The sequence below is a fragment of the Salicibibacter kimchii genome, assembly GCF_003336365.1.
Taxonomy (GTDB): Bacteria; Bacillota; Bacilli; order Bacillales; family Marinococcaceae; genus Salicibibacter; species Salicibibacter kimchii.
The window spans coordinates 1605553-1630377 of record NZ_CP031092.1; the positions used below are offsets into that span (position 1 = coordinate 1605553).

22 protein-coding genes and 1 other annotated feature are annotated in these 24825 nt (G+C 46.1%); of the genes, 11 read left to right on the plus strand and 11 right to left on the minus strand.

All coding sequences use genetic code 11. The annotated features are described in order from the left end of the window. Window positions 1-127 precede the first annotated feature (127 nt). Entirely contained in the window at window positions 128-1852 is a 1725-nt protein-coding gene (locus tag DT065_RS08010; RefSeq protein ID WP_114372341.1) for a septation ring formation regulator EzrA, read from the minus strand. Window positions 1853-2015: 163 nt separating this feature from the next. On the opposite strand from DT065_RS08010, the gene hisJ reads away from it, so the two are divergent. Continuing rightward, complete coding sequence (gene hisJ / locus DT065_RS08015) at window positions 2016-2837, plus strand: histidinol-phosphatase HisJ (protein WP_114372343.1); 822 nt, start codon at window positions 2016-2018, stop codon at window positions 2835-2837. Between the two features lie 217 nt (window positions 2838-3054). On the opposite strand, the gene refZ is transcribed toward hisJ, so the two are convergent. Further along, window positions 3055-3687: a forespore capture DNA-binding protein RefZ gene (gene refZ / locus DT065_RS08020; protein ID WP_160112459.1), complete on the minus strand. Its 633-nt coding sequence runs from the start codon at window positions 3685-3687 to the stop codon at window positions 3055-3057. Window positions 3688-3833: 146 nt separating this feature from the next. Between refZ and msrC the strand changes: the two genes are divergently transcribed. The 4 genes from msrC (at window position 3834) to panD (ending at window position 7869) form a co-directional block, all read left to right on the plus strand. Beyond that, on the plus strand, window positions 3834-4319 hold the full coding sequence (gene msrC / locus DT065_RS08025) for a free L-methionine (R)-S-oxide reductase MsrC (RefSeq protein WP_114372347.1): 486 nt from the start codon (window positions 3834-3836) through the stop codon (window positions 4317-4319). Window positions 4320-4511: 192 nt separating this feature from the next. After that, on the plus strand, window positions 4512-6236 hold the full coding sequence (locus tag DT065_RS08030; RefSeq protein WP_114372348.1) for a GMC family oxidoreductase: 1725 nt from the start codon (window positions 4512-4514) through the stop codon (window positions 6234-6236). 398 nt (window positions 6237-6634) lie between these two features. Beyond that, the gene (gene panB / locus DT065_RS08035; protein WP_114372350.1) at window positions 6635-7486 is read left to right on the plus strand and encodes a 3-methyl-2-oxobutanoate hydroxymethyltransferase; all 852 of its coding nucleotides are present in this window, start codon (window positions 6635-6637) and stop codon (window positions 7484-7486) included. Continuing rightward, complete coding sequence (panD, locus tag DT065_RS08040; RefSeq protein ID WP_114372352.1) at window positions 7486-7869, plus strand: aspartate 1-decarboxylase; 384 nt, start codon at window positions 7486-7488, stop codon at window positions 7867-7869. Before panB ends, panD begins: the two co-directional genes overlap by 1 nt. A gap of 126 nt (window positions 7870-7995) precedes the next feature. Here panD and deoC read toward each other — a convergent pair whose 3' ends face one another. Beyond that, window positions 7996-8670 (minus strand): deoxyribose-phosphate aldolase, encoded by a 675-nt coding sequence (gene deoC / locus DT065_RS08045; RefSeq protein WP_114376175.1) that lies wholly within the window; start codon window positions 8668-8670, stop codon window positions 7996-7998. Window positions 8671-8961: 291 nt separating this feature from the next. Here deoC and rpsD point away from each other — a divergent pair, with 291 nt between their 5' ends. Beyond that, the gene (gene rpsD / locus DT065_RS08050) at window positions 8962-9564 is read left to right on the plus strand and encodes a 30S ribosomal protein S4 (protein ID WP_114372354.1); all 603 of its coding nucleotides are present in this window, start codon (window positions 8962-8964) and stop codon (window positions 9562-9564) included. A 69-nt stretch (window positions 9565-9633) separates the two neighbouring features. On the opposite strand, the gene DT065_RS08055 is transcribed toward rpsD, so the two are convergent. From DT065_RS08055 to tyrS, 4 genes are all read right to left on the minus strand, one after another. Then, window positions 9634-9948, minus strand: a complete 315-nt coding sequence (locus DT065_RS08055; RefSeq protein WP_114372356.1) for a GNAT family N-acetyltransferase — start codon at window positions 9946-9948, stop codon at window positions 9634-9636. Window positions 9949-9960: 12 nt separating this feature from the next. Next, window positions 9961-10158 (minus strand): GNAT family N-acetyltransferase, encoded by a 198-nt coding sequence (locus tag DT065_RS08060; RefSeq protein ID WP_114372358.1) that lies wholly within the window; start codon window positions 10156-10158, stop codon window positions 9961-9963. A 365-nt stretch (window positions 10159-10523) separates the two neighbouring features. Further along, entirely contained in the window at window positions 10524-10850 is a 327-nt protein-coding gene (locus tag DT065_RS08065) for a DUF3817 domain-containing protein (protein ID WP_114372359.1), read from the minus strand. Window positions 10851-11336: 486 nt separating this feature from the next. Next, window positions 11337-12578 carry a tyrosine--tRNA ligase gene (gene tyrS, locus DT065_RS08070; RefSeq protein WP_114372361.1) on the minus strand — a complete coding sequence of 414 codons (1242 nt, stop codon included), beginning with the start codon at window positions 12576-12578 and terminating at the stop codon, window positions 11337-11339. Between the two features lie 40 nt (window positions 12579-12618). Further along, window positions 12619-12823: a binding site (T-box leader), on the minus strand. A gap of 103 nt (window positions 12824-12926) precedes the next feature. On the opposite strand from tyrS, the gene DT065_RS08075 reads away from it, so the two are divergent. Beyond that, entirely contained in the window at window positions 12927-15551 is a 2625-nt protein-coding gene (locus tag DT065_RS08075; RefSeq protein WP_114372363.1) for a transglycosylase domain-containing protein, read from the plus strand. A 638-nt stretch (window positions 15552-16189) separates the two neighbouring features. Here DT065_RS08075 and acsA read toward each other — a convergent pair. After that, a complete protein-coding gene (gene acsA, locus DT065_RS08080; RefSeq protein WP_114372365.1) occupies window positions 16190-17911 on the minus strand; it encodes an acetate--CoA ligase in 1722 nt (573 codons plus the stop codon). A gap of 302 nt (window positions 17912-18213) precedes the next feature. Here acsA and DT065_RS08085 point away from each other — a divergent pair, with 302 nt between their 5' ends. The 3 genes from DT065_RS08085 to DT065_RS08095 are packed head-to-tail and all read left to right on the plus strand — an operon-like array spanning window position 18214 to window position 20698. Further along, window positions 18214-18846: a GNAT family N-acetyltransferase gene (locus DT065_RS08085; RefSeq protein ID WP_114376177.1), complete on the plus strand. Its 633-nt coding sequence runs from the start codon at window positions 18214-18216 to the stop codon at window positions 18844-18846. A gap of 20 nt (window positions 18847-18866) precedes the next feature. Further along, window positions 18867-19523 carry an acetoin utilization AcuB family protein gene (locus tag DT065_RS08090; protein WP_114372367.1) on the plus strand — a complete coding sequence of 219 codons (657 nt, stop codon included), beginning with the start codon at window positions 18867-18869 and terminating at the stop codon, window positions 19521-19523. Further along, window positions 19520-20698 (plus strand): acetoin utilization protein AcuC, encoded by a 1179-nt coding sequence (locus DT065_RS08095; protein WP_114372369.1) that lies wholly within the window; start codon window positions 19520-19522, stop codon window positions 20696-20698. Before DT065_RS08090 ends, DT065_RS08095 begins: the two co-directional genes overlap by 4 nt. 660 nt (window positions 20699-21358) lie before the next feature. On the opposite strand, the gene motS is transcribed toward DT065_RS08095, so the two are convergent. From motS to ccpA, 3 genes are all read right to left on the minus strand, one after another. Next, on the minus strand, window positions 21359-22126 hold the full coding sequence (gene motS / locus DT065_RS08100) for a flagellar motor protein MotS (RefSeq protein WP_335743586.1): 768 nt from the start codon (window positions 22124-22126) through the stop codon (window positions 21359-21361). Beyond that, window positions 22086-22901 carry a MotA/TolQ/ExbB proton channel family protein gene (locus tag DT065_RS08105; protein ID WP_114372373.1) on the minus strand — a complete coding sequence of 272 codons (816 nt, stop codon included), beginning with the start codon at window positions 22899-22901 and terminating at the stop codon, window positions 22086-22088. The genes motS and DT065_RS08105 overlap by 41 nt, the downstream gene beginning before the upstream one ends. A gap of 240 nt (window positions 22902-23141) precedes the next feature. Continuing rightward, on the minus strand, window positions 23142-24161 hold the full coding sequence (ccpA, locus tag DT065_RS08110) for a catabolite control protein A (protein WP_114372375.1): 1020 nt from the start codon (window positions 24159-24161) through the stop codon (window positions 23142-23144). Between the two features lie 321 nt (window positions 24162-24482). Between ccpA and DT065_RS08115 the strand changes: the two genes are divergently transcribed. Further along, a complete protein-coding gene (locus tag DT065_RS08115; protein WP_114372376.1) occupies window positions 24483-24764 on the plus strand; it encodes a hypothetical protein in 282 nt (93 codons plus the stop codon). The last annotated feature ends 61 nt before the right edge of the window (window positions 24765-24825 follow it).

Sequence of the window (24825 nt, forward strand, 5' to 3'; positions counted from 1 at the left end):
AAGGTGATGATGGAAAGGATCGAAAAACACAAAGGTTCGGATGCGCCGGCGTGCGGATAACACCGTCAGAACACGGGTTATCCGTTCGCTTTCCGGTTGTTTTTCCTGGCGTCGACTTTCATTCCCATTATTTGACAGAATCCAAAGCAACCTGCCGTTGGCTACGTTTATCCCATTCCGCTTGAAGGTTGCTGAGCGCGTACGGAACACAACCCTCCAAAGCTCTCGTCGTATCATTGATGGCCTCTTCGTAATAACCATTTCTGAATTGCCATTCTGCGTTGTTAAGGGTCGAAGGCAATTCTGCAAATTGAGTGCGATATCGATTCCCGAATTGCAACAACCGCTCAGCCCATCTGGCTTGATCGATCGTTTCGTTAAGGGATTGGGCTGCTTGCTTGATCCCTTGACGGCTTTGTTCAAGCGCCTCTTGAATTGCTCTCATATCCAAAGGGGTCGTTTCCAGCATAGCCGTTGCCTTTTCCAGTTCTTTCTCGGCATTGTCGAGTTGGTCAACAAGCATTTCCGGAACCGCCGGAAGTTGGCTTTTTTGGAACTTAAATTGGGTTTCCATTATCCATACGCGCAGTTCTTTTAATTGTTCTATCGCTCGTGTTTCCTCGCCGCGTATTTCTTGCAACCGCTCCAACAATTCATTTATGCTATCCTCAATTTCGGCCATTCGAATATTCAAATTTTCCAGTTTTCCTCGTAAATCAGTATAGGATTGCTTCTGATTCAGAAGCTCCTCTTCAAGCGCCTCTCCCTCTTTTTCTACACCTGTCACTTCTTTTTGTATCGATGCAACTTTCTCTTTATCTCCCTCTGGTAGTTGATAATTAGTTTCTAAGCCACTGCGCTCTTCCTCTAAATCGGACAGCGCCTCAACAAGAGCTTTGTGACGTCCTTTCAAAGCCTCTAAACCATTTTCCACTTCGTGCTTCGCTTCTGCTTCCCGTTCCAATAACGATACATTTTCGGCGAGGGTTTCCTTGATTTGCTCAATTTTCTCCCCCACATCTTGCAATTCCAGTGCGGATACATTTTCTTTTAGATAAGCTAACGTTCCATCGATTTCATCCAAATCCTCATAAACACTAAAATGTCGAAAAGAAAATGCATTTTCTTCCATCACACGTATATTCGAACGTAACTCCCTTACTTGCCCCGGGATCTCACGGTCGATTTCCATCAAAAATTTGGGCACGTTTTCGATTTGATGTTGCATTTCTTCTAACATGTCTTGTAAAAATAACAACCGCTCACGTGCGCGCATATAATTTCCACTTTTTGTCTCTTCGTAATACGCTTCCAGTTCCTCGCGACATTCTTTTATTTTTCCTTCCAATAACGGGCCGGCTTCGCCTAACGACCGCCATTGCCGAGAGAGTAACGATCGGACTTCCTTGTATTTTTCGCTAACCTTTTCAATTTCCTCACGGTTCTTTTCTTCACTCTTGACGAGTTGCTCAACTTCTTGCCGGATCATTGAAATATCTTCTTCAACCGCGTTTAAATGGTGGTCAGCTTCTACGAGTTTGTCTTTAGCACGGCGAAATTGGTACTTATTTGCGATTTCCTCGATATCAAACAAGTACATTTCCATTTCCGGCAGATGTGTATCAGCAATTTCATCCCATGTCTCGCGCCATTTGTCGAATTTTTCTTCCGTTTCTCCGGAAATGGTTAGCCCTTTCACCCGGCTGATTTCCTCCGATACAGGTTCGCTCATCATTTGCCCTTTTCGTTGATCGAGATTGTCGACCCTTTGATAGATTTGCCGTCGATTAAACACGCCGTATGCAACCACTAAAGCAATGGCTACTACGATCCCAATGAAGACGTATACCATTATGCTTCACTCCAGTTATCCGTAGCATTCCAAGTTACCATCATTTTATAGTTATTTTTCGTCATAGAAAAGCAAAATCCTCTAATTTCATAGGAAAAAATGTTGCCTATTCTATGATAACATGGAATGAAGAGAAATGGGGAAACGTTTGGAGGCAAATTCAATGGAAAACATCCAATATGATGGGCATGTCCATACACCTTTTTGTCCACATGGCAGCAATGCGCCATTGGAAGAATATATTGACAAAGCCATTACCCTTGGGTACAGAAGCATCAGTTTTTGCGAACACGCACCTCTCCCGGCAAGGTTTCCCGACCCTACGCCGGAAAAAGACAGCAGCATGTTATCCTCCGATTTAGAGGCATACATCAAAGCGATTCAAGATGTTCGAGAGCGTTATAAAAACGACATCTCAATTCTTACCGGATTGGAAATTGATTTTATTGAAGGGTTTGAAACAGAGACAAAGGCATTTCTTGATGAATACGGCCCAGTCCTTGATGACGCGATTCTTTCTGTCCATTTTATTAACACGAAGAATGCGTATGGCTTGCTTGATTACAGTGCAGAAAACTTCGAAGCGTTGTCGAAACAAGCAGGAGGGGCCGATCAACTCGTACGCCGTTACTATGAAACGGTATTGCTTTCCATTTCAGCCGACCTTGGAAAATATAAACCCCGTCGCCTCGGCCATGTGAGCCTGGTGCGAAAATTTCGGAAAGCCTTTGACCTCCCAAGTGATGAACATTGGCTTGAAGCGATTTTGGCCGCGGCGAAAAAAGCTGAACTTTCATTGGATATCAACGGCGCCGGCGTCGTCAAACCTTTGTGCGGGGAGCCTTACCCACCGGCGGCTATTATTGAAAAAGCCGAACGAATGGGCATTCCGCTTATGTATGGGTCTGACGCCCACCACCCGGACGGGCTCGGACAAGGAAGAGAAAGATTACCGGAGGTAAAGCTTGGGATGCCGGGGGGCTAGTGGTTCGTTAGGGACGCCCGATTGTTGATATCTTCGATCGTGAGAAGTGGTTATACGTTCTAGCATAGAGGTAAACGCAGAAAATAGACCGTATGACGCCTCCATACGATCTAATATCGGCCCGATCTCCAAAAACAGATCGATTGACGCCTTCTTACGTCTTTTCCTCCATGCGCTAATCCGAGGCGTTGCTTTACTCTTCGGGTTAGCCATTCGACTAGACCACAAGGGACGCCGCGGCAGGCTGCGGTTCGCAAATTTGCACCTCCACAAACTGGCGCACATGCTTCATATAATGATATAAAAATGTGCGGTCACTGGGCTCTAAGTGAAAAACTTCACGGATATGTTGCGCGTGCAAAAATGGCATCGTAATCATGCCTCGCAAATGCAAAATCGCCCACTCTTTACGCATGCCCTTGAAGACACCCGCTTCTTTTCCGGCCTCCAACACTTGTCTAAATAAGTGTTTTTCCTTCATGTAATAGCTTGCCATTACTTCGCGAACGAGAATGGAATCAAGCGTTAATTCCCGCAAAACGAGCCTGGCCATGCGATGATGCGTTTGCTGGAACTGCAACGCGGCTTCGATGATCGCGACAAGACATTCAAAGCTTCCGGACACCTGTTCCGAAGCTTCTTCGAGTTCTTTTAAATATCCTTCCAGATAGGTGTTAATCAAGTGTTCCAACATTCCTTTTTTTCCACCAAAGTAATAAGAGATTAGCGCCACATTCACTCCTGCTCGACCGGCGATTGCACGTACGGAGGTTCCGCTGTATCCTTTCGTCATAAACAAGCCTATTGCTGCTTCGGCGACCTTATCTTTCGTGCCTTGATTTACTGCCATACCCGTCGCCTCCATTCAAATGATCTTCACTCTATAGCTTCGCTTCTATCTTGCGCGTTCCTGCAAATACTTCTCGACTACTTATAAGGGGGTTCGGCATGTTATAATAAATCCAGACATTCAACAAAAGAAAGAAGGCGGAAAAAATGTTTGAACCTGTAACTTACAGCAAAAATATGGAGAAAAAATACGAACAATTATGCCAGCAAGGAGAAGCGTTGCTGAGCGACGAAACAGATCAAATCGCCAATTTATCCAATGTCACCGCGCTTTTAAATCAATTTCTCGATCGCGTCAATTGGGTAGGGTTTTATCTCTACAAAGAAGGGGAACTCGTTCTCGGACCGTTTCAAGGGCTCCCTGCCTGCATTCGCATTCCGATCGGAAATGGCGTATGCGGCACAGCGGCCGAAACGGGCAAGACGCAAGTCGTGGAAAACGTTCATGCATTCCCCGGACACATCGCCTGTGATGCCCAATCCCAATCGGAAATCGTCGTCCCGATCATGACTGGAGATGAGCTATTCGGTGTCCTCGACATTGACTCCCCGGAAATCGGCCGTTTTTCAGAAGAAGAAGGAGCATTGCTAGAGAAATTTGTAAACCGAATCACCCCGTTTATCAAAGGGTAAAGGCAATGCAACCGCCCCTGCTTTAATTATGCAGGGATTTTTTCTTGTATTTTTTCCCGGAAGCCTCTTCCCGTTTCCGTCATTTCTTCACTCCTCTTCCAACTCATTACTAAAAAAAGAAAAAATATACATAGAAATTTGGGCGGTGGCTAACAATAAAGGTAAACATCAACACGCACAAGGAGGTATCGCATGGTTACACAGTTAGATAGTGTAGAGGTGCTTGTCGTAGGAAGTGGTTGGGCCGGGGGCATTGTGAGTGCCGAAATGGCAAAGGAAGGGCGGGAAGTGGTCTGCTTGGAACGAGGAGAATCCCAAGCGATCGAAGATTACATACATGTCAAAGACGAGTTGCGCTTTTCATTGCGGCATGAGATGATGCAAGACTTTTCAAAAGAAACGATTACTTCACGACATATTCGAGACATAGAGGCCTTACCGGTACGGTCACAAAGTGACATGCACTGGGGCACGGATTTGGGAGGAGCCAGTGTTCATTGGAACGGGGTGACCTTTCGTAATCTGCCTTACGACTTTGAAATATACAGCCAAACGGTCGATAGATATGGCGAAGAAAAAATCCCTGAAGAAATGACTATCCAGGATTGGGGCATTACCTATGATGAATTGGAGCCCTATTATGACCGCTTTGAAAAGACCGCTGGGATATCCGGGGAAGAAAGCGAATTTGGCCCGGAACGCTCAAACCCCTATCCTACCCCGCCGATGGCGGATACAGCGATCACCCGTTTATTCAAAAAGTCCGCGAGAAATTTGGGTTACCACCCTTTCCAATTTCCGTCTGCGAACCTTAGCGAAACGTATGAAAATCCAGATGGGCAGACGATTTCCCAATGCCAGTATTGTGCTTTTTGTGAAACTTTCGGTTGTGATTATGGCGCCAAATCTGATCCCCTCGTCACCGTTTTACCTACAGCACGAGAACATGAAAATTTCGAACTTCGAACGAGATCGAATGTTCGCCGCGTGCTGTACGATGGAGAACAAGCCAACGGAGTCCGATACGTTGATACACGGACCGGCCAGGAGTATGAACAACCTGCTGAAGTCGTGGTACTGGCTGGTTTTACGTTTACAAATTCACGTCTCTTATTGTTATCTGAGATTGGGACCCCATATAATCCTGAAACGGGTGAAGGTGTTATTGGCAAGAATTATACGATGCATTCTCTCTCAAATATGGGGGCCAGAGGCTATTTCAATGACCGGAAGTTTAATACCTATATGGGGGCCGGCGCATTGGGGGCTTGTTTTGATGATTTTGCCGGCGATAACATGGACCATACCGATTTGGATTTTATTCACGGTGGCGAGATTGACTGCCCCCAATGGGGGCAAAGACCAATTGAACATAACCATGTTCCACAGGGAACACCCACGTGGGGGCGAGAGTTCAAGGAAAAATCATTATTTTATGCAAACCGAAACATTCGAGTACGGTGGCAAGTCGGAACGATGCCCTGGCAGTTCAATTATGTAGATTTGGATCCAACGTATACAGATCAATACGGAGACCCGCTTTTACGGGTTACCAATGAATACACGGATCAAGACCGCAACATAATGAACTTTGGGTTGGAGTTGTGTAAAGAAGTATTGGAAGAAATGGGCGCCGATATTATCGATATGGAAGAGTCTTCGCTAGCGGAAGAGTTTCCGAATGTGTTCTATGGGCAGCACTATGCCGGCGGGGTCATTATGGGCGATGATCCTGAAACCTCTGCAGTGAACAATTACTTACAAATGTGGGACGCCGAAAATGTGTTTGTCGTTGGAGCTTCCGCTTTTCCCCACTTCAGCAATTTTAACCCTACCGGAACAGTAGGAGCACTCGCCTACCGTGCCTCAGAGGGCATTGAACAATACTTGGAAAATGGCGGCGGCTCGTTAGTGTAAGATTGGCGAATAAGGTAATTCCCCTTTTTGTGATGTCTGTCATGGCACCTATGATCGAAGGATCTTCCTTTCCACCGTGTCATGGTGTTCCCGCGTACAAGTTCAAATGTTTGCCTTGCAATTTCATAATCCTCTCTTATTTTTTTGACACAAAATAGACACATACAAGCAAATTCATGCTATACTACCGTCACAAGGGCTGTATCTGTGAGGAACGGCACCGATGTGTAGTGGGAACATGCAAAAAGCTTAGCTGCTTGGATCCTGAAAGGACCTGGACAGCACGATAAAAACGCTTTTTCGTATGCGCTATCTTTCTGCCTTCATCCCTTGGAAGAAGGCTTTTTGCCGTTTCATGCAGGTTCTTGAAATACCACATGAAACCGGAGGGAAGAAAGATGAAAACGACAGCTCAATGGAAAAAAATGAAGCAAGACGGAGAGCCGATTGCCATGCTCACGGCTTATGATGCGCCTTCGGCTCGTCTCGCCGAACGCGCGGGTGTAGATTTGATCTTGGTGGGAGATTCTTTAGGTAATGTCGTGCTTGGCTATGATTCCACCGTTCCTGTCACGATGGATGACATGGTGCTTCATACGAAAGCAGTAAAAAGAGGCGCACGTGACACATTTGTCGTGACAGACCTACCTTTTTTTTCCTACCATGGCGATTTTTCCGAAACATCAGGAAATGTTAGACGCCTCATTCAGGAAGCCGGCGCAGATGCGGTCAAACTAGAAGGCGGCTATGAGGTAGCAGATACGGTAAAAAAACTTGTGCAGGCCGGAGTGCCTGTCATGGGTCATCTGGGATTAACGCCGCAATCCGTCGGCGTGCTCGGCGGCTATAAAGTTCAAGGAAAGGAAGCAACGGAAGCGGAAAAACTTATCGTAGAAGCAGAAGCACTGGAAGAAGCAGGCGCTTTCGCCGTCGTGCTTGAATGCGTTCCGAAACAGCTGGGCGCACTCGTTGCCAATCGTTTGGAGATTCCGGTTATCGGCATTGGCGCCGGAGCGGAAACCGACGGACAGGTGCTCGTTTACCATGACGTGATCGGCTACGAATCGGGACATGTACCAAAATTTGTGAAGCAATATGCAAATATATCGCCGCATATTGAAGCAGGCCTTGAAAACTACGTGAGCGATGTCAAATCGCATGCGTTTCCGGAAGCGGCAAACACGTTTACGATGAAAGAGGAACAACTCGAGGGCTTATACGGTGCGTGGTTTGCAACGGAGGGGAAATAATGTTTCGCACCATGATGAAAGCAAAACTGCATCGCGCTCGCGTAACAGAGGCTAACCTTGAATATGTGGGAAGTATTACCATCGATGAGGATTTAATGGACGCGGTCGATCTTTTGGAAAATGAAAAGGTCCAAATCGTCAACAATAACAACGGCGAACGCTTTGAGACGTATGTCATTAAAGGGGCTCGCGGACAGCGAGACATCTGCTTGAACGGCGCGGCCGCAAGGCTTGTACAACCGAATGACGTCGTCATCATCTTATCCTACGCCCTGATGGCAAACGATGCCGCGCATCACCATCGACCCAAGGTTGCGATTATGGACGAGAATAATGAGATTGCAGAAATGCTGGATGCAGAACCCGCTTCCACGGTGTTATGATTCACAAAACCCACCCGGCGCTCGGGTGGGTTTGACCTATGCGTTATAATTTCAGCGATTACTCCAATTTTATATTGTAAATAGCCGCTTCTATCATCCGGGGCAGTTCGATCACTCTTTTCTTCACTAATAAGCACCACTGCCCCCTTCGCCCGTAACAATCGCGATCCCGGAACTGGTTCCGATCCGATCGGTGCCCGCTTCGATATAAGCCCTTGCGTCATCCGCTGTCTTGACACCGCCGGCAGCTTTAAGTTTTCCGTTGTCACCGACGACTTCTTTCATTAATTTGATATCGTCAAGCGTTGCACCTGCAGTGTGAAAACCCGTTGATGTTTTTACATAATCCGCGCCTACTTCCACAGCGAGACGAGTGGCGGTTTTCTTCTCTTCATCGGTCAATCGGCTAGTTTCGATAATCACTTTTACAAGCGCCCGACCGCCGCTCGCTTTTACAACCGTCTCGATGTCTGCTCGAACGCCATCTTTATCGCCTGACTTCAGCGCACCTGCATTAATCACCATATCCACATCCGACGCGCCTTGTTCAATGGCTTTTTCCGTTTCATAAGCCTTTACATCCGATAAATTCAAGCCGTGGGGAAAGCCGATAACCGTTGTTACCCCGACACCGCTTCCTGCCAATGCTTCCACCGCGGTCTTGACCCAATACGGCGGGATACAGACGGTGGCGAATTCATGTTCTTTTGCCTCTTCACATAAATTGAAAATATCTGTTTTCGTCGCTTCCGGTTTTAGGAGGGTGTGGTCAATATAAGCGGCGAGTTCGGTCTGCTTCATTTTTATCTGCCTCTCTTTTTCTTTCAATATAACATTTCCCGCGCTCGCCGCAAACCGCCGGTTGACTTTACCATCCATCCTCTATACAATGTAAGTTGTGTTAAAAGACAGCAAAGGTGAACTTGTAACGTGCACCTTTTCATTTTGTTCCTCGACTGCGGCTGAAAATCGAGGTGCATCCCGTAACTCCCTGCTGTCGGAGCGAAGATGTGTGAAAGCAAAATGAGCGTTATGAGAGATTGCCTACCGTTGTTCTTTTTCACGCAATAACGTGTTAAAGGAGGAGCTATCATGGCTCGCTATACAGGTCCAACCTGGAAAAAGTCCCGCCGCTTCGGCGTTTCGCTGAGCGGAACAGGAAAAGAATTAGCCAAGCGCCCTTACCCACCGGGTGAGCACGGCCCAACCCAACGTAAAAAATTAAGTGAATACGGTTTGCAGCTTCGGGAAAAACAGAAGCTCCGTTATATGTATGGATTAAATGAGCGTCAATTCGTGCGCACATTTGAAACAGCCGGGAAAATGAAAGGTGTTCACGGTGAGAATTTCATGATTTTGCTGGAAAGACGCTTGGACAACCTCGTGTACCGTGCCGGCCTTGCCCGCACACGCCGGGGCGCACGTCAACTCGTGAATCATGGGCACATCACCGTAGATGGAGGACGTGTCGATATTCCGTCCTACACAGTGAAACCCGGGCAAACATTCGGTGTTCGCGAAAAATCCCGCAACCTGAGTGTGATCGCGGACGCACGTGAAGCGTTGGCGTTTGAACCGGAATATATTAATTTCGACGGAGACAAACTGGAAGGAACGTTCTCGCGTTTGCCGGAACGCTCCGAACTGCCGTCTGAAATTAGCGAAGCCCTCATCGTTGAGTGGTATTCACGGTAATAGAAGCGAAAACAACCTCCTGCTTTGGAGGTTGTTTTTTATGAGTCGTTTTGGCTGATGATCGAACCTTTAATCAGTGTATTCGTTTTTTAATAGAGAAAACATGTATAGATCTTTACATGCATCATTTAACCGCAAGTGCTCCTGCAACCTTCCCTCCTGTGTAAATCCATAGTTGTTCAATAATTTCATGACACTTTCGTTATCGGAACTGGCTTGTGCGTATATTTTATTGAGCCTCAACACGGTAAAACCATAACGCAAAAGGGCATTCAGCGCCTCTGTTGCATAACCTCTTCCCCAAACTGAACTGGAGTAATTTCCGCCGATTTCTGCATGGCGGGACACTTGATTCAAATTTTTGAAACCGCATGTCCCTATAATCTTACCGGTTTCTTATTGTTCGATGCTCAAAAGCAGGCGATCAGGATGGCGATCTGCCATTCGTATCAACGCTTCAGCTTCCTGCCTATTCGTCATTGGATCAACGTGGTCCAGTCGCGTGACATAAGGATCGGAAAATAGATGATAAAGGTCGTTTGCATCATCTTTTTCCATTCCCCGTATGATCAGACGCTCCGTCGTGATTACCATATCCACCTACAAAACGGTCCGCCAAATCGCGTAATTGCGGTTAGGGGAATCGAAATTAATGCACCCAGAGCAAAGGGGAATAAGAACAACCCGGGTCCTTGCCCTGAAGGATGGCCAGTCTCTCGAAGATAAACATACTCATCATCATAATTTTCAATGATCCCTACATGAATATCATCACCACAACAAATTTCAACGTGCTTCCCCAGATGTCTTGAACATAGATCGTAATTATACTGCGCAGACATTCAAATGGTTTAAATGCCTTGATTGATAAAAAACACGGATATCCCGTTATTCTTTTCACCTTATTACATACATAGAAAAAACCTCCCGCGATGATCGCGAAAGGCTTGGTTTGTCTGTTATTTCACTATACTTTCGACGTTTAATTCTGGCATAAATTCAGCTTTTTTCAACCTCGCGTCGAGGATAAAGTTGCCGAATGGGATGAAAGCGACGGCGCTTGCGCCGAGGATCCATTTCCATGACCAGCGTACGGTGAAGGTGACAATAAAAACGAACGACATATATAGTAGGTAGAGAATCCCGTGTATCATACCTGCAACAGAAACAGCTTCATCATAACCGGCCATATATTTTAGTGGCATAGCCACAAATAGAAGTGTGACAAGTGACAGCCCTTCAATGTGTCCAACACCTCGAAACCATTTTAATAGAAGATTTTTCAATACTATCTCCTCCTCCGTCTACTTTACAAGAAAATTAGAAGAAAAGAAGACGACGATTTCTTGAACATTTTTCAGTAAGTCATCAATTAGGAGCGCTAACCTGGGGAAAGATTTTACAATTACCGCCAGGCGTACGCGCTGGCGGATTTTCCGCATGTAGCGCTCGAATGGACGAGTACAATTGCGGGTTAGGACCCGAACAGCAGCGAAAACCGGGTTGAAAGGTCACTAATCGAGTCATTAGCACACGAACAGAGGCAAAAACACGCTTGAAGGGTCACTAATCATACAATTGGCACCCCAACGGCGGGGGCTAACCGATTAAAGACTCTCTAACCGTGTGAGAGGTATCAGCGGTAAAAATCAACCCCAAACAACGTGATTATCGTAACAGTCTTGTCTGTTTTTACGTTCAATCGTTCACATTTTCATAAAAACTTAATGAAGCAAGCCGCATTCTTTAGAATAAAATGCGACTGTACCTATTTAAACACTTAACTTCGTAAACTTCCGTTTGCCGACTTGCACGATCATGCCGTCTTCAACAGTAATCTCTGTTTTAATGTCGCTTACCTTTTCTTCGTTTATTTTCACGCCGCCATTTTGAATCATTTTGCGTGCCTCGCCTTTTGAAGGTTGCATTTCCAATTCCACGAGAAGGTCAATGATCGATACCGTTGTTTCCCCTTTCCACACCACTTCCGGCATATCATCGGGAAGCGCCCGTTTCTGGAAGACGGTTTGGAAATATTGCTGTGCCTTCTCGGCCTCCTCTTCCCCGTAATACATCGAAACGAACTTCCGGCCCAATCTTTGCTTCGCATCACGCGGATGAACCGAACCATCGACAAGTCCTTTCTCCAGTTCTCCAATCTCCGCAAGCGAGATATCCGTCGCCAGTTCATAATACTTAACCATGAGTTCATCCGGAATGGACATGGCTTTTCCGAAAATTTCATTCGGTTCCTCGTCAATGCCGATGTAATTGTCCAGGGACTTCGACATTTTTCGCTCTCCGTCCAAGCCTTCCATAAGCGGCAATGTCAGAGCTACCTGCTTCTCTTTGCCATAAGCATCCTGCAGCTGTCGACCCATCATGACATTAAAGGTTTGGTCAGTCCCGCCTACCTCGATATCGCTATCCATCGCGATCGAATCGTATCCTTGCATCAGCGGGTAGAAAAATTCATGAACGGAGATCGGTTTATTCGATGTATAACGGTTGTGGAAATCTTCCCGTTCAAGCATGCGGGCAACCGTAAGATTCCCGGCCAGTTTAATAACATCCTCAAACGTTAGTTGACTAAGCCATTCCGAATTATAGTACAGCGTCGCTTTGCTCATATCCAACACTTTTCCGTATTGTTCCACGTACGTCTTCGCGTTCGCTTCCACTTCTTCTGTCGTTAACGATTTGCGCGTTTCACTCTTGCCGCTCGGGTCCCCGATTTTTCCGGTAAAGTCCCCGATGAGCATTTGAATTTCATGGCCAAACTCCTGAAACTGACGTAATTTATGCAGCACAACCGTGTGTCCGATATGAACATCAGGCGCGGATGGATCCATGCCAAGTTTGATTCTCAGCGGCTTGCCGGTGATGACGGACTTTTTGATTTTTTCCCGAAACGCCTCTTCGGGAATAATTTCCACGACCCCTCTTTGCAATGCTTTCACTTGATGATCAATCTCTTTTTGTTGTTCCGGTGTTGCTTGTAATTCTTCCGACATTTCCATTCCTCCTCATGAAAATAAAAAAGTCCGCCCCTAATAAAGGGACGAACTTGTCGCGATACCACCCTTGTTGAAGACCCAATGCCTTCCACCTCGGCTCTTTAACGCAGAGATTACGTTCTTCTATTCGAGAAAACTCCGGCAATGTATTTCGCCCGTTTGCGTTTGCATCGACTCGCAGCAACCGTCGATTCTCTGGGACAACACGCAAATAACTACTTCGTTGCCTTCGCTGTTTGTTTCCTATGAATGCTTATTTTATAGCACAAAATGAAACAAAATGTCAACTGTATGCATGGACAAAAGCCCGAAATGACAAACTAAGGCACCAGGAGGGGGGAGTCGATGAAGCGTCGTTTGCAAAGGCTAAACGATTGGTTGGGACATTGGGACCAAACAAAGATCGGCCGCCCCATCGATATCGCCGGGCAGGTCCTTTGGAATTTATTTTTAATTATGATCACTACGGCACTTATTAGTATGACGTTCGTTGGCGCTTCCGGTCTCGGGTACTTTGTTTCCCTCGTAGAGGATGCGCCGGCGTATTCGGAAGATGAAATGAAAGCGGACCTTTATAATTACGAACAGACGAGTGAAGTTTATTTTGCGGGCGATACCTATCTTGGGGAGCTGCCTTCAATTTTAGATAGACGTGAAGTTCCGCTTGATCATGTATCCGACTACGTGATCCAAGCAATGATTGCAACAGAAGATGAATATTTCTACGAACATAGCGGGATTGTCCCGAAAGCCATTATGCGCGCGGCTTTTCAAGAAATCGCAGGTTCGGGCATGCAAACCGGCGGCAGTACATTAACCCAGCAAGTTGTAAAAAACCAGCTGCTATCCAATGAAGTTTCTTTTAATCGAAAAGCCCGGGAAATGATGCTCGCGATGCGTTTGGAAAATTATTTAGATAAGGATGAAATTCTGGAAGTTTACTTAAATGTCGTTCCCTTTGGCAGAGATGCGTCCGGCACACAAATTGCGGGGGTTCAAACGGCGGCTCAAGGGGTGTTCGGCGTGGATGCTTCGGAACTTAACCTTCCACAAGCGGCGTTTATTGCCGGATTGCCACAAAACCCATTCACGTTTACCCCGTTCACCCCGAATGGAGACGTCCGTGATGACTTATCTGCCGGAATAAATCGTATGGAGAAGGTGCTCTCGCGTATGCACGAAAAAAACATCATCGATGATGATAGGTATGAAGAAGCGCTCGCCTACGATATTGAAAATCATTTCACACACGTGAAAGACACGAAGAGAAGTAGAAGCATGGAACGCTATCCTTACATGACCAACGAAATAGAGCGACGGGCGAGCCTTATCCTTCGTGACCTTTTATTGGAAAAAGCAAACATAGATATTGCAGAATTAGATCGTGAAGCTATGGAGAACTTTTATGATAAAGCCAAAACTCAACTCCGTCTTGGCGGATACCGTATCCATACAACCATCGATAAAAATAGTTATGATGCCATGAATACATCCATCAAAGACGACAGCCTTTTCGGACCCAATCGGGGGGACATGCCGGAAGAGATAGGAGCAACACTTATAGAAAACGAGTCTGGTGCCATTCTAAGCTTTGTCGGCGGAAGAAACTTTGAAAGGGAAAACTTAAATCACGCGACACAAGGACAACGCTCTGTCGGATCAACGATCAAACCGTTAATGCCTTACGGTTCGGCGATGGAGCGAGGCATTGTCCAGCCTGCTACCGCCCTTCCGGATATGCCGTCGACTTATAGTGATGGAACAGCGTTGGCCAACAATCGAGACAACTACCTTGGCTTCCTCCCGGTGCGTGACGCGTTAATGTATTCGCAAAATGTCCCTTCTGTCAAAACATTTCAGCTGTTAGAGCAAGACGAGGTGCAAAACGATTTACAAAACATGGGGTTCTTCATCGACGGCAGCCATGTTTACGAATCCGCGTCTCTAGGAGCCATAGATGCAACCGTGGAACAAAATACAAGCGCGATGTCGCTTTTCGGGAATGATGGTAAGAGACAGGATCCATACATGATTGAACGCGTGGAAACCCATGAAGGCGACGTAATCTATGAACACGAGCCGGAATCGACGCTTGTCTTTTCCCCGCGAACATCCTATCTTGCAGTCGATATGATGCGAGATGTCATAAAAAGCGGCACGGCTGATTTTTTACCGGAAAAGCTTGCTGTCAGCGGCGATTGGGCTGGAAAAACAGGGACGAGCACCGATTACCATGATGCATGGTTCATCGGCCTGAATCCAAAAGTAACCCTTGGCGTATGGATCGGTTATGATGACCCGCAACCGCTGGAACGACAATACAACGGAATCACCTATAGTCAACGCACGCAAGCACTGTGGGCAACCATGATGAACGCGGCCGCAGGCGAGGATCATGATAGAATTTTAAGTAATCAGCGATTTCATAGACCGGACGGGATTGTGCGAGCAACGATGTGCGGCGTCAATGGATTATTACCATCTATCCCTTGCCATAACGCGGGACTCGTCTATACGGATCTTATGAACGAGACCCACGCCCCTACAAAAAAAGACGACTCCCGTGAAGAAAGATACGTAACGATCAGCGGCCAAAATTATCCGGCCTTGGAAGATACCCCGGAGGCGTTTACTGCCAAGGGGATCGTTGTGGACCATCCTTTTTTTGATCAAATGAATCATAGCAAACACGAGGACGACGGGCTGCTTGGCGATGTGATCCCCGCTGAGTCTAAAACACCGACCAGCGATCATCCTCCGGAAGCAGTCAGTGGAGTCAGAACAGACAAAGGCGCATTATACTGGGATGAGCATCCGGATGATGACATTGTCGGCTACCGTATTTATGAAGATAACGGAAAGTTTGTGGTTAACGTCATCGGGAATACGACCACCACTTACAAAGGCGTTGATGTTAGGAAAAATTATGAGGTGACGGCTGTGGATACAAAGGGAAGGGAATCGTTGTAGGAAACAAAGGGAAAGGGCAGACAAAACCCTAAGCAACTATAGTATCATAGACATGTAGCCAACACTGTATAGGGATTAGGCTATTAGGCTACCACTCCCAATGAAAGGGGGTGAAATGTTATGGAACTAGCAGGTTCCCTCCTGTTTCTGCTGCTATTAGCAGTATGGAATAGGAAGAAAATAAGACGAGTCCTCCACAAACTCGTCTACAGCTTGCTCGCTGGTTGGTGATTAATCAAACCGTACCATACCCGAGCGGGCAATGAGCACCCTCTCCCTATACAGTATTATACATGATAGGAAATATGCTACGATTTATTGATAACATGAGAGCCCTTCTTGCGATGTGTTATTGGCAATTGAATATACAATTTGATCGAGCTTCTCCGGCCGATTTTCAAGTCCACGAACAATACCTAAATTTTTACCCAACGCTAAACAGGGTTGGAGCATCAAATTCACTCTGCTTTCTCGACAAAATCCTTACATGGCCTGTGATTTTATCTTCATTCGTCCCCTTTGAGGACAAAACACGCACGTAATCTATAATTTTGTCCTTACCCACTGTTTAAATGACAAAACTCAAAAAACCGATAAGAATGCCTCCAGGCATCCTTATCGGTTTCAAAACGTATCCCTTAATCATCGTCCATCGTTGATAAATCACCGGTTGGCAAATCAAGCTCCCATGCTTTTAGCACACGCCGCATGATTTTTCCGCTTCGGGTTTTCGGCAATTGGTCACGGATATCCATTTCCCGAGGCGCCGTGTGAGCAGCCAATCCGTTTTTCACAAATACCCGAATATCCTCTTTCAATTCATCACTTTCTTCATAACCTTCCTTCAGTGCCACGAACGCTTTAATAATCTCCCCGCGCACAGGATCAGGCTTGCCGATCACACCCGCTTCACCTACAGCCGGATGCTCTACCAGTTTGCTTTCTACCTCAAATGGCCCAACACGTTCTCCGGAAGTAACAATCACATCATCCACACGTCCCTGGAACCAATAGTAGCCATCTTCGTCTTTATAAGCTGAGTCGCCGGATACGTACCAACCCGGAAACTCAAAGTAGCCGTTATATTTTTCCTCATTATTCCAAATGGAGCGCATCATCGACGGCCAGCTTGTTTTCATCGCAAGGTTGCCCATACGGTTTGGTGGCAACTCATTCCCTTGGTCATCGAGAATCGCGGCTTCTACGCCCGGAATCGGTTTGCCCATCGATCCCGGCTTCACCGTCAATGTCGGGAAATTTGTAATCATAATCGCGCCTGTTTCCGTCATCCACCAGGAATCATGAATACGCAAGCCATAAACTTCGTGTCCCCAACGCACGACTTCAGGGTTTAACGGTTCACCGACGCTTAAAATATGCCTTAAGTTCGATAAATCATAATTTTTCACTACATCGTCGCCGGCGCTTGCCAACATACGCAGTGCAGTCGGCGCACTGTACCAAACGGTGACATTATATTTTTCCAACGTTCCGTACCAAGCTTCAGGGCTGAACCGTCCGCCCCGGACAACGTTGGTGACCCCATTTAACCAAGGTGCAAAGATCCCGTAAGACGTTCCGGTTACCCAGCCCGGATCGGCTGTGCACCAGTACACATCATCTTCTTTCAAATCAAGGACCCATTTGCCCGTTTGATAATGCTGGAGCATGGCCACGTGAACGTGTAATACACCTTTCGGCATGCCCGTTGAACCGGAAGTATAATGCAAAATAAGGCCATCTTCGCGATCCACCCAAGTAATGTCATGGTTTTCGGATGCCCTTTCCAGATGCGTTTTAAAATCAAGGGTTTTTCCTTCTTCTTTTACATCATCCCCTTGGATAAATACTTGTTCCAACGCGGGAAGCTCCGATACGGGCACGCGCCCGACCAGGTCATTTGTTGTTACAATTGCTTTTGCCTCACTGTTTTGCAGACGATCTTTTACCGCACCCTCCATAAAAGCTTCAAACAACGGGCCAATAATCGCACCCACTTTAATGGCACCAAGAGCGGCAAAATATAATTCCGGCGAACGCGGCATGAAAATAAATACACGGTCCCCTTTTTCAATCCCGGCTTCCTTAAATACGTTAGCAGCCTTATCGGTCATTTTTTTCATGTCAGCAAATGTGTAAGATTCATCGCGATGATCATCGCTATAGTATAGCGCAACTTGGTCCTTTTTATCAGCATTCTCAGCGTGCCGATCAATGGCTTCATACGCCATATTTACCTTCCCGGTTTCATAAAAGGAAAAATTTTTCTCAACTTCTGCCCAATCAAATTGTTGCGTTGCTTTTTCGTAATCTTTTAGATTGTGGTCTCCACCTTTTGGTGAAAGCGTTTGCATTTCCATGGCATATCTTCCTTTCTTTCGATAATGACAGCTGCTCCCCCCGATGTTCGCGCCGAAAAACAGGAATCACGATAGGTCGGTACTACCCCAACGCACCCCACCAGTGGGATTAAAATAAATTTCAAATGAAAGTTTCCACTTTTAGTATACTAGGTTATAGAATATGAATCAATTTTAACAACGTTAAAAAGTTGTCACAAACATTAAAAAGCGTATCCCTGATCTTTAAATCTTTTCCCCTTTCACGTTCTTGTCATGTATAATGAATCTAATGCATTCGATAAAGGTGGTTCTAATACTTGATGGAACACATCAAAACGTATTATCGTGAAGAAGTGCAAGTCAACGAAAAAAAAATTCTCTTTGAAGGTCCGATATCCAGTGAACAAATTGCCCGTTATGAGTACCATCCGGGACTTGTTGCATTTCGCCAACCGAAGGCACAGAAAAAAGCATTGATGGGCATTGCCAAACTCCCCGAAGGGAGGATCAACGTTGCGGTCGATGACGGCATGATCGTTGGATATGCTACATTTGTTTATCCCGATCCCCTCGAACGTTGGTCGGAAAGCCCGTTGGATAACCTGATTGAACTCGGTGCCATTGAAGTCGCACATGAATACCGCGGGGCTAAAATAGGCAGCCGTTTGCTGGAACTATCGATGTATGACGATGCCATGGAGGACTACATCATTATTACGACCGAATATTATTGGCACTGGGATTTAAAAAATAGCGGGAAATCTGTATGGGAGTACCGTAAGATTATGGAAAAAATGATGAACAAAGGTGGCTTATATTGGATGGCCACCGATGACCCGGAAATCAGTTCCCATCCGGCCAATTGTTTATTGGTTCGAATCGGAAGCCGTGTTTCGATAGAAGATGTACAAACCTTCGATCAAATTCGCTTTACAGACCGATTCTTGTTTTGAAAGAGAGGTGCACCCCCGCGATGAACGCCGAAGAGATTATGAGAACGAACGTTCATAAGCTAACGATGGAAGACAAAATTGAAAGCGCTGTCTTCCTCATGGAAAAGGAACGCCTGCGCCACATTCCGATCGTCGCCGATGATGATACCCTTATTGGCATTATCTCCGATCGTGATGTTCGCGATGCCAGATTTTCTATTTTCAGCAATAAGCGCTTGGATACCATTTTGCAACAACCGGTAAAAGAAATTATGAAAACCGAAGTTTTCACTGTTCACCCCTTAGAGTATGTGGCAGATGTGGCTTCCATGCTCAGTGAACACAAAATTACCGGAGCCCCGGTAACCGTTGATGATAAACTCGTCGGCATGATCACCGGAAGAGACTTGCTCGATACGCTCGTCCAACTCATGGGCGCTGACCAACCAAGTTCACAAATTGAGGTGAAAGTAACTGATGCAAGCGGCCAGCTGGCCGATGTGGCTGCAATCTTCAAGCATCACGGCATTAATGTGACGAGCATGCTTATCTATCCAGATAAACAAACCGACTATAAAATTCTCGCGTTCCGTGTTCAAGCGATGGATATACGAGCCGTCCTTACATCACTCAAAGACGAAGGATACGAAATCTCTGGTCCTTCCATCCCGAATATGGGGAGTCCCGACCGCTTATGACTAACAAACACGCAGCATTTATATTCAACGAAGAGCAACTGTACTACAAATTTAACGATACTCATCCTTTCAATCCGTTGCGATTAAGATTAACAGTTGATCTTTTACAATCATTAGGGGCATTATCTTCCGACGAGATCGTTCTCCCAAGAAAAGCATCGGACGAAGAAATTGGATTGTTCCATGAAAAAAATTATATCGAAGCGGTGAAAAAGGGTTCGCTTGAACAGTTACCGGCGGGTACAGCCGCGAATTATGGTCTCGGCACAGAGGACACGCCTATCTTTAACAATATGCACGATGCCTCTGCATTGCTTGTCGGCGGCACCATCCAAGCCGTAGAAGAAGTAATGGAAGAGCGATATAAACACGCTGCGAATCTCGGAGGCGGACTTCATCACGGATTCCGCGGAAAAGCATCCGGGTTTTGCATCTATAATGACAGCGCTATTGCCATTCGTTATATCCGGGAACACTATGATGCCCGTGTCCTTTATATTGATACCGATGCCCATCATGGCGATGGGGTCCAGTGGGCGTTCTACGATGACCCGAACGTCATGACCCTTTCCATTCACGAAACGGGCCGGTATTTATTTCCCGGCACCGGAGCAATTACGGAAAAAGGCGCCGGACAAGGATACGGTTTTACGTTAAACCTTCCACTTGACGCCTTCACGGAAGATGAATCGTTCTTAATTTGTTATGAAACGGCTGTCAAGGAAGCATGTGCTTTTTTCCAACCGGATGTTATCGTGACCCAAAATGGGGCGGACGCCCATTTTCTTGATCCGCTCACCCATTTGTCGACAACCCTCCGCACGTTTAAACAAGTACCGAAAATCGCCCATGAAATGGCCCATCAATATTGTGACGGCAAATGGATCGCGGTCGGCGGCGGCGGGTATGATCTGTGGCGTGTCGTGCCTCTTGCCTGGTCCAATGTTTGGTTGGAAATGAGCGACCAAACATCGCTCACGCACGGAAAGCTTCCTGAAAAGTGGCGAAATCGCTGGGCCGACAAGGCAACCGACCCCCTCCCCCGATACTGGGAAGAATCGGAAAACGAAGTTCCAAAAATTCCGCGACGTCCCGAAATCAACCAAAAAAATGCACAAACCCTTGAAAAGTCACTCTACTATATCCGCCGCGAAATGCAAGAAACATTAAAATAACGGCAGCCCATTACGATGGGCTGCCGGTTTTATTCAAAGGTAAAAAAAGTACCAAGTACCCCTTTGTTAGCGGAAAGAACTTACGACTACCGATTTCAGATCTCTAAAAAGACGCTGATAGCGTCTTTTTATCCAGGTAGCAAACGTCCGCTATTTCAGAGGTCAGATTTCGGATACCAGCGGTCGGAAAAGGCCTTTTTCAGGAAGCGAAGAATGATTTTCCGACTTCCGATGTCTGATTTCCGGAGTTAGGCTGCAATCCGAAACATGTACGACATCGGCATGGAAGGAGAGGCAAAGCTGTGCTGGGCATCCGAAGCAAACACGGGAACGACACAGACCCTCTGTTCTTTTGCTTTCTTTGCGATTGTTTTACCAATGTTCAATAGGACCCGCGCCCTTGGAGAACAAACCTTCGCTGCTCGCCTCATTTTGTCTTGATCTGCCCAATTGAAGATGGCTTGCACACCTGCATTTTAACTACATCTATTCGACTGTGCGTCATACTTTTCCACTGGCTCTATCCGGCCTTTATGACATCGCCAATGGCAATTGTCTGTGAAAGTATTTCTGAAATAATGCCCTAGTGCCGGCGTTGCCCCAGGACGACGACCTTAAAACCATCAGAGTGGGATAAAAAAACCTCTGATGGAAGTTTCATTATGTTTCGTCTTCAAAGTCGGGGTCTGTCACAAAAATAACAACTCGACGATTTTCTTGCATATTTTCGGAGGTATCGTTCGCTTGAACAGGACGCGTATCCCCATAGCCTGTAGCCACAAAGCGGGAGCTGTTAAGTTCGCCCTCCTCAATAAAATAGCGAATCACGCTCGTTGCCCGCGCGCTTGACAATTCCCAATTGGAAGGGTATCGATAGGTCTCAATGGGTCTGTTATCCGTATGCCCTTCCACTTCTGCGGAATAGGGGAATTCCTCCAAAAGGGAGATCGTTTCATCCAGAAAAGGTTCCGCTTCCTCCAAAATGGATGCTTCTCCGGTATCAAACAGCAAACGGTCTTGCAAGACCAGCTTCACCCCTCGCTCTTCGCGGGTAGCCGTAATCACATCTTCAAGATCATTATCTTCTATGTAGCTACCTATCTCTTCCAAGAGGGATTCCAGGTCTTCTTCCTCCATGCTCCCTTGACCGTCGTCATATATTTGATCGTCATCATCCGTGCCGGAGGTTTCCGGTTCTTCGGCTACAATGGATGAAGCCTCGTCAAATATATCCTGCCCCTCAAAGGAATCCACCAGATCTTGAAAGCGCTGCGAATCAACGACCGAAATGGAAAACAACATAATAAAAAATACCAGCATCATAAGCAACATATCCGAGAAAGTCGTGAGCCATTGCCTATTATTCGACTGTGTTTTTCCAGGCCTTCTAAACTTCATGGGCAAGCACTCCGGATTCTCGTACGTCATACTCCGGCTTTCTTTCGTCTCGTATGAATGCTCGCAATTTCTCTTCTAAAATATGTGGATTTTGACCAGATTGAACGCCTATGACCCCTTCGATCATAATTTGATTGACGAAAACTTCGGTTTCCGTTTTATTTTCCAGTTTGCTCGCGATTGGATTGAAAACTAAATTCGCCAAAATCGCGCCATATAGCGTGGTCAGCATCGCAAGGGCCATCGTCGGTCCCAGGGTGGCAGGATCATCCAAATCATTGAGGAGAATGACAAGGGCAACGAGTGTACCGACCATGCCCCAGGCCGGCGCGAAATCTCCCGCCCGTTCAATGATACGCCGGCCACGCTTATGACGCTCTTCCATTGAAACGACCTCTGCCATCAATATATCCTGGATCATCTCCGGCTCGATTCCGTCTACAGCCAGGCGGACGCCTTTTCTAATGAAAGGGTCGTTTACATCGTCATCCAGCTGCGCTTCCAACGCCAGTAACCCTTCTTTTCTTGCTTTTTTCGCCAGCATGACGAAGGTGTCGTTCAACTCCCGCAAATCGTATTCCCGGTGTCGAAATGCTTCTTTAACGACGGTGGGAAACTTCTTTAATTCCTGGGCTGAAAAGTTCACTAACAATGCAGCGGCAACACCGCCAAAAACAATAGATACAGACGCAAGCTGCATAAATAACAAAACGGCATCCGTTCCTGCATTAAAATAAATCGCCATTCCAACAACGAACAGCCCAAATATTAAACCTAACGGCGTGAATAGATCTAATTTTTTCAACACCAGCGCCTCCTGTACTCAATTTTATCCCGGTGGTAAACGCCCGCAATTTCAGAGGTCAGATTTCGGAGACCAGAGGTCGGACAAAGCCTTTTCAGGAAACGAAGAATTATTTTCCGTCTTCCGGGTTCCGGTGTCTGATTTCCGGAAAAGCGGGCGACTACCCCCCGATACGTTCAACTAACCATCAGAGGGAAAACCACGCTCTGATGGAAGTTTCACATTATAAGGGCACTCGCGTTATTCCTTTATCGTCTCCTTATGGGTTGTCGTATTCCGATATTCAATTTGATGAGGAAGAACGACATTTTGCTCTTCGATCATTTCATTGTCCATGAATTTCGTTAACAACCGCATGGAAACAGCTCCGATGTCATACATTGGTTGCACTACCGTTGTGAGCGTAGGACGAACCATCGTAGCCAATCTAGTGTTATCAAATCCGACCACTTCCACATCATCCGGAATCCGCAAGCCGCGATCTTGCAACCCATGAATAATGCCGAGCGCCATTTCATCCGTTGCCGAAAAGATCGCTGTAGGCTTTTTCTCAAGCGTCCGAAAGTCCTGTACGGATTCAACCGCTGAATCATACGTATAGTCGCATACTGAAATTAATGATTCGTCAAACGGAACATTATTTGCAGCGAGCGCTTGCTTGTACCCTTTAAATTTTTGATAACCGTTGACAGGGTCCTCCAATGTCCCTGATACCATGCCAATACGTGTATGCCCTTTTTTTGCTAAATAATCTACCGCGTCGAATGCAGCTTGAGCGTAATCAATATTCACCGATGGAAACTCTGCATCTTCATGGTACGTCGCCGCCAACACAATGGGGACGGAAGAACTTCTCATATGTTCGACGTGTTCTTCTGTAATTTCTCCGCCCATGAATAAAATTCCGTCCACCTGCTTCTCCATCAAGGTATTAAGCAAATGAATTTCCTTATTTTTATTTTTATCGGAGTTACATAAAATAATATTATACTTGTACATCGTCGCTATATCTTCAATGCCGCGCGCAAGTTCCGAAAAGAAAATACTTGAAATATCGGGAATGATCACGCCTACCGTCGTCGTTTTTTTGCTGGCCAACCCACGAGCAACCGCATTCGGCCGGTAATCCAACCTCTCAATTGCGTTTAAAACTTTTTTTCTTGTCGACGGTTTCACATTTGGGTTTCCATTGACAACTCTGGAAACTGTAGCCATTGAAACTTTTGCTTCATCAGCAACGTCGTATATGGTGGCACTCATTGGAAAATCCTCCTTATATATCCTTACATTGTTTTCATACGGATACAATCATCTTACGATAACTTAAGGAGGTTCGCAATTCTTCCCTGTCGTACATATCGACAGTTTAGATACAATGTTTAATCATTTCTTGCATGGGCAAACATCAATACGAACCTACCGTTTTCAGTATTTCCGTTCGTCCCTCCTAACAAACCTATGAAGAGAAATGGCGACAAATTTATTGAATGGGACATCGAAATACAAGGCTCTCTTCCGAATATCACGTTTTAGAAATTGACATTTCTTTTGTTTCCTTAAATAATAGAGGAGAGAATCGAGGTGAATACGGTGAACCAATTCGCTTTGTTAACGTTTTTCAATCCTGTTATCACCCTTTTGTTAGGGTTTATCATCAGCAATATTTTCGGTCGAAAGACCATTCAATGGATCATCGGAATAGCTGTTACTGTCTTGTTTTTCTTCTTAATTGTGATGATTAATGACTTGAGTTTATCCGATGGGCAAACATGGTTATATTTGGCTTTGTATGTCATAACGGTGGTGATCGGAATGGTCGTGGCCATCACTACTCGAAAATACCGTTACAAATCAAATGCTTAGCAAACATGGAAAACCGGCATCCGCTCGTATTTAAAAATGGATGCCGGTTTCTCCGATTGGT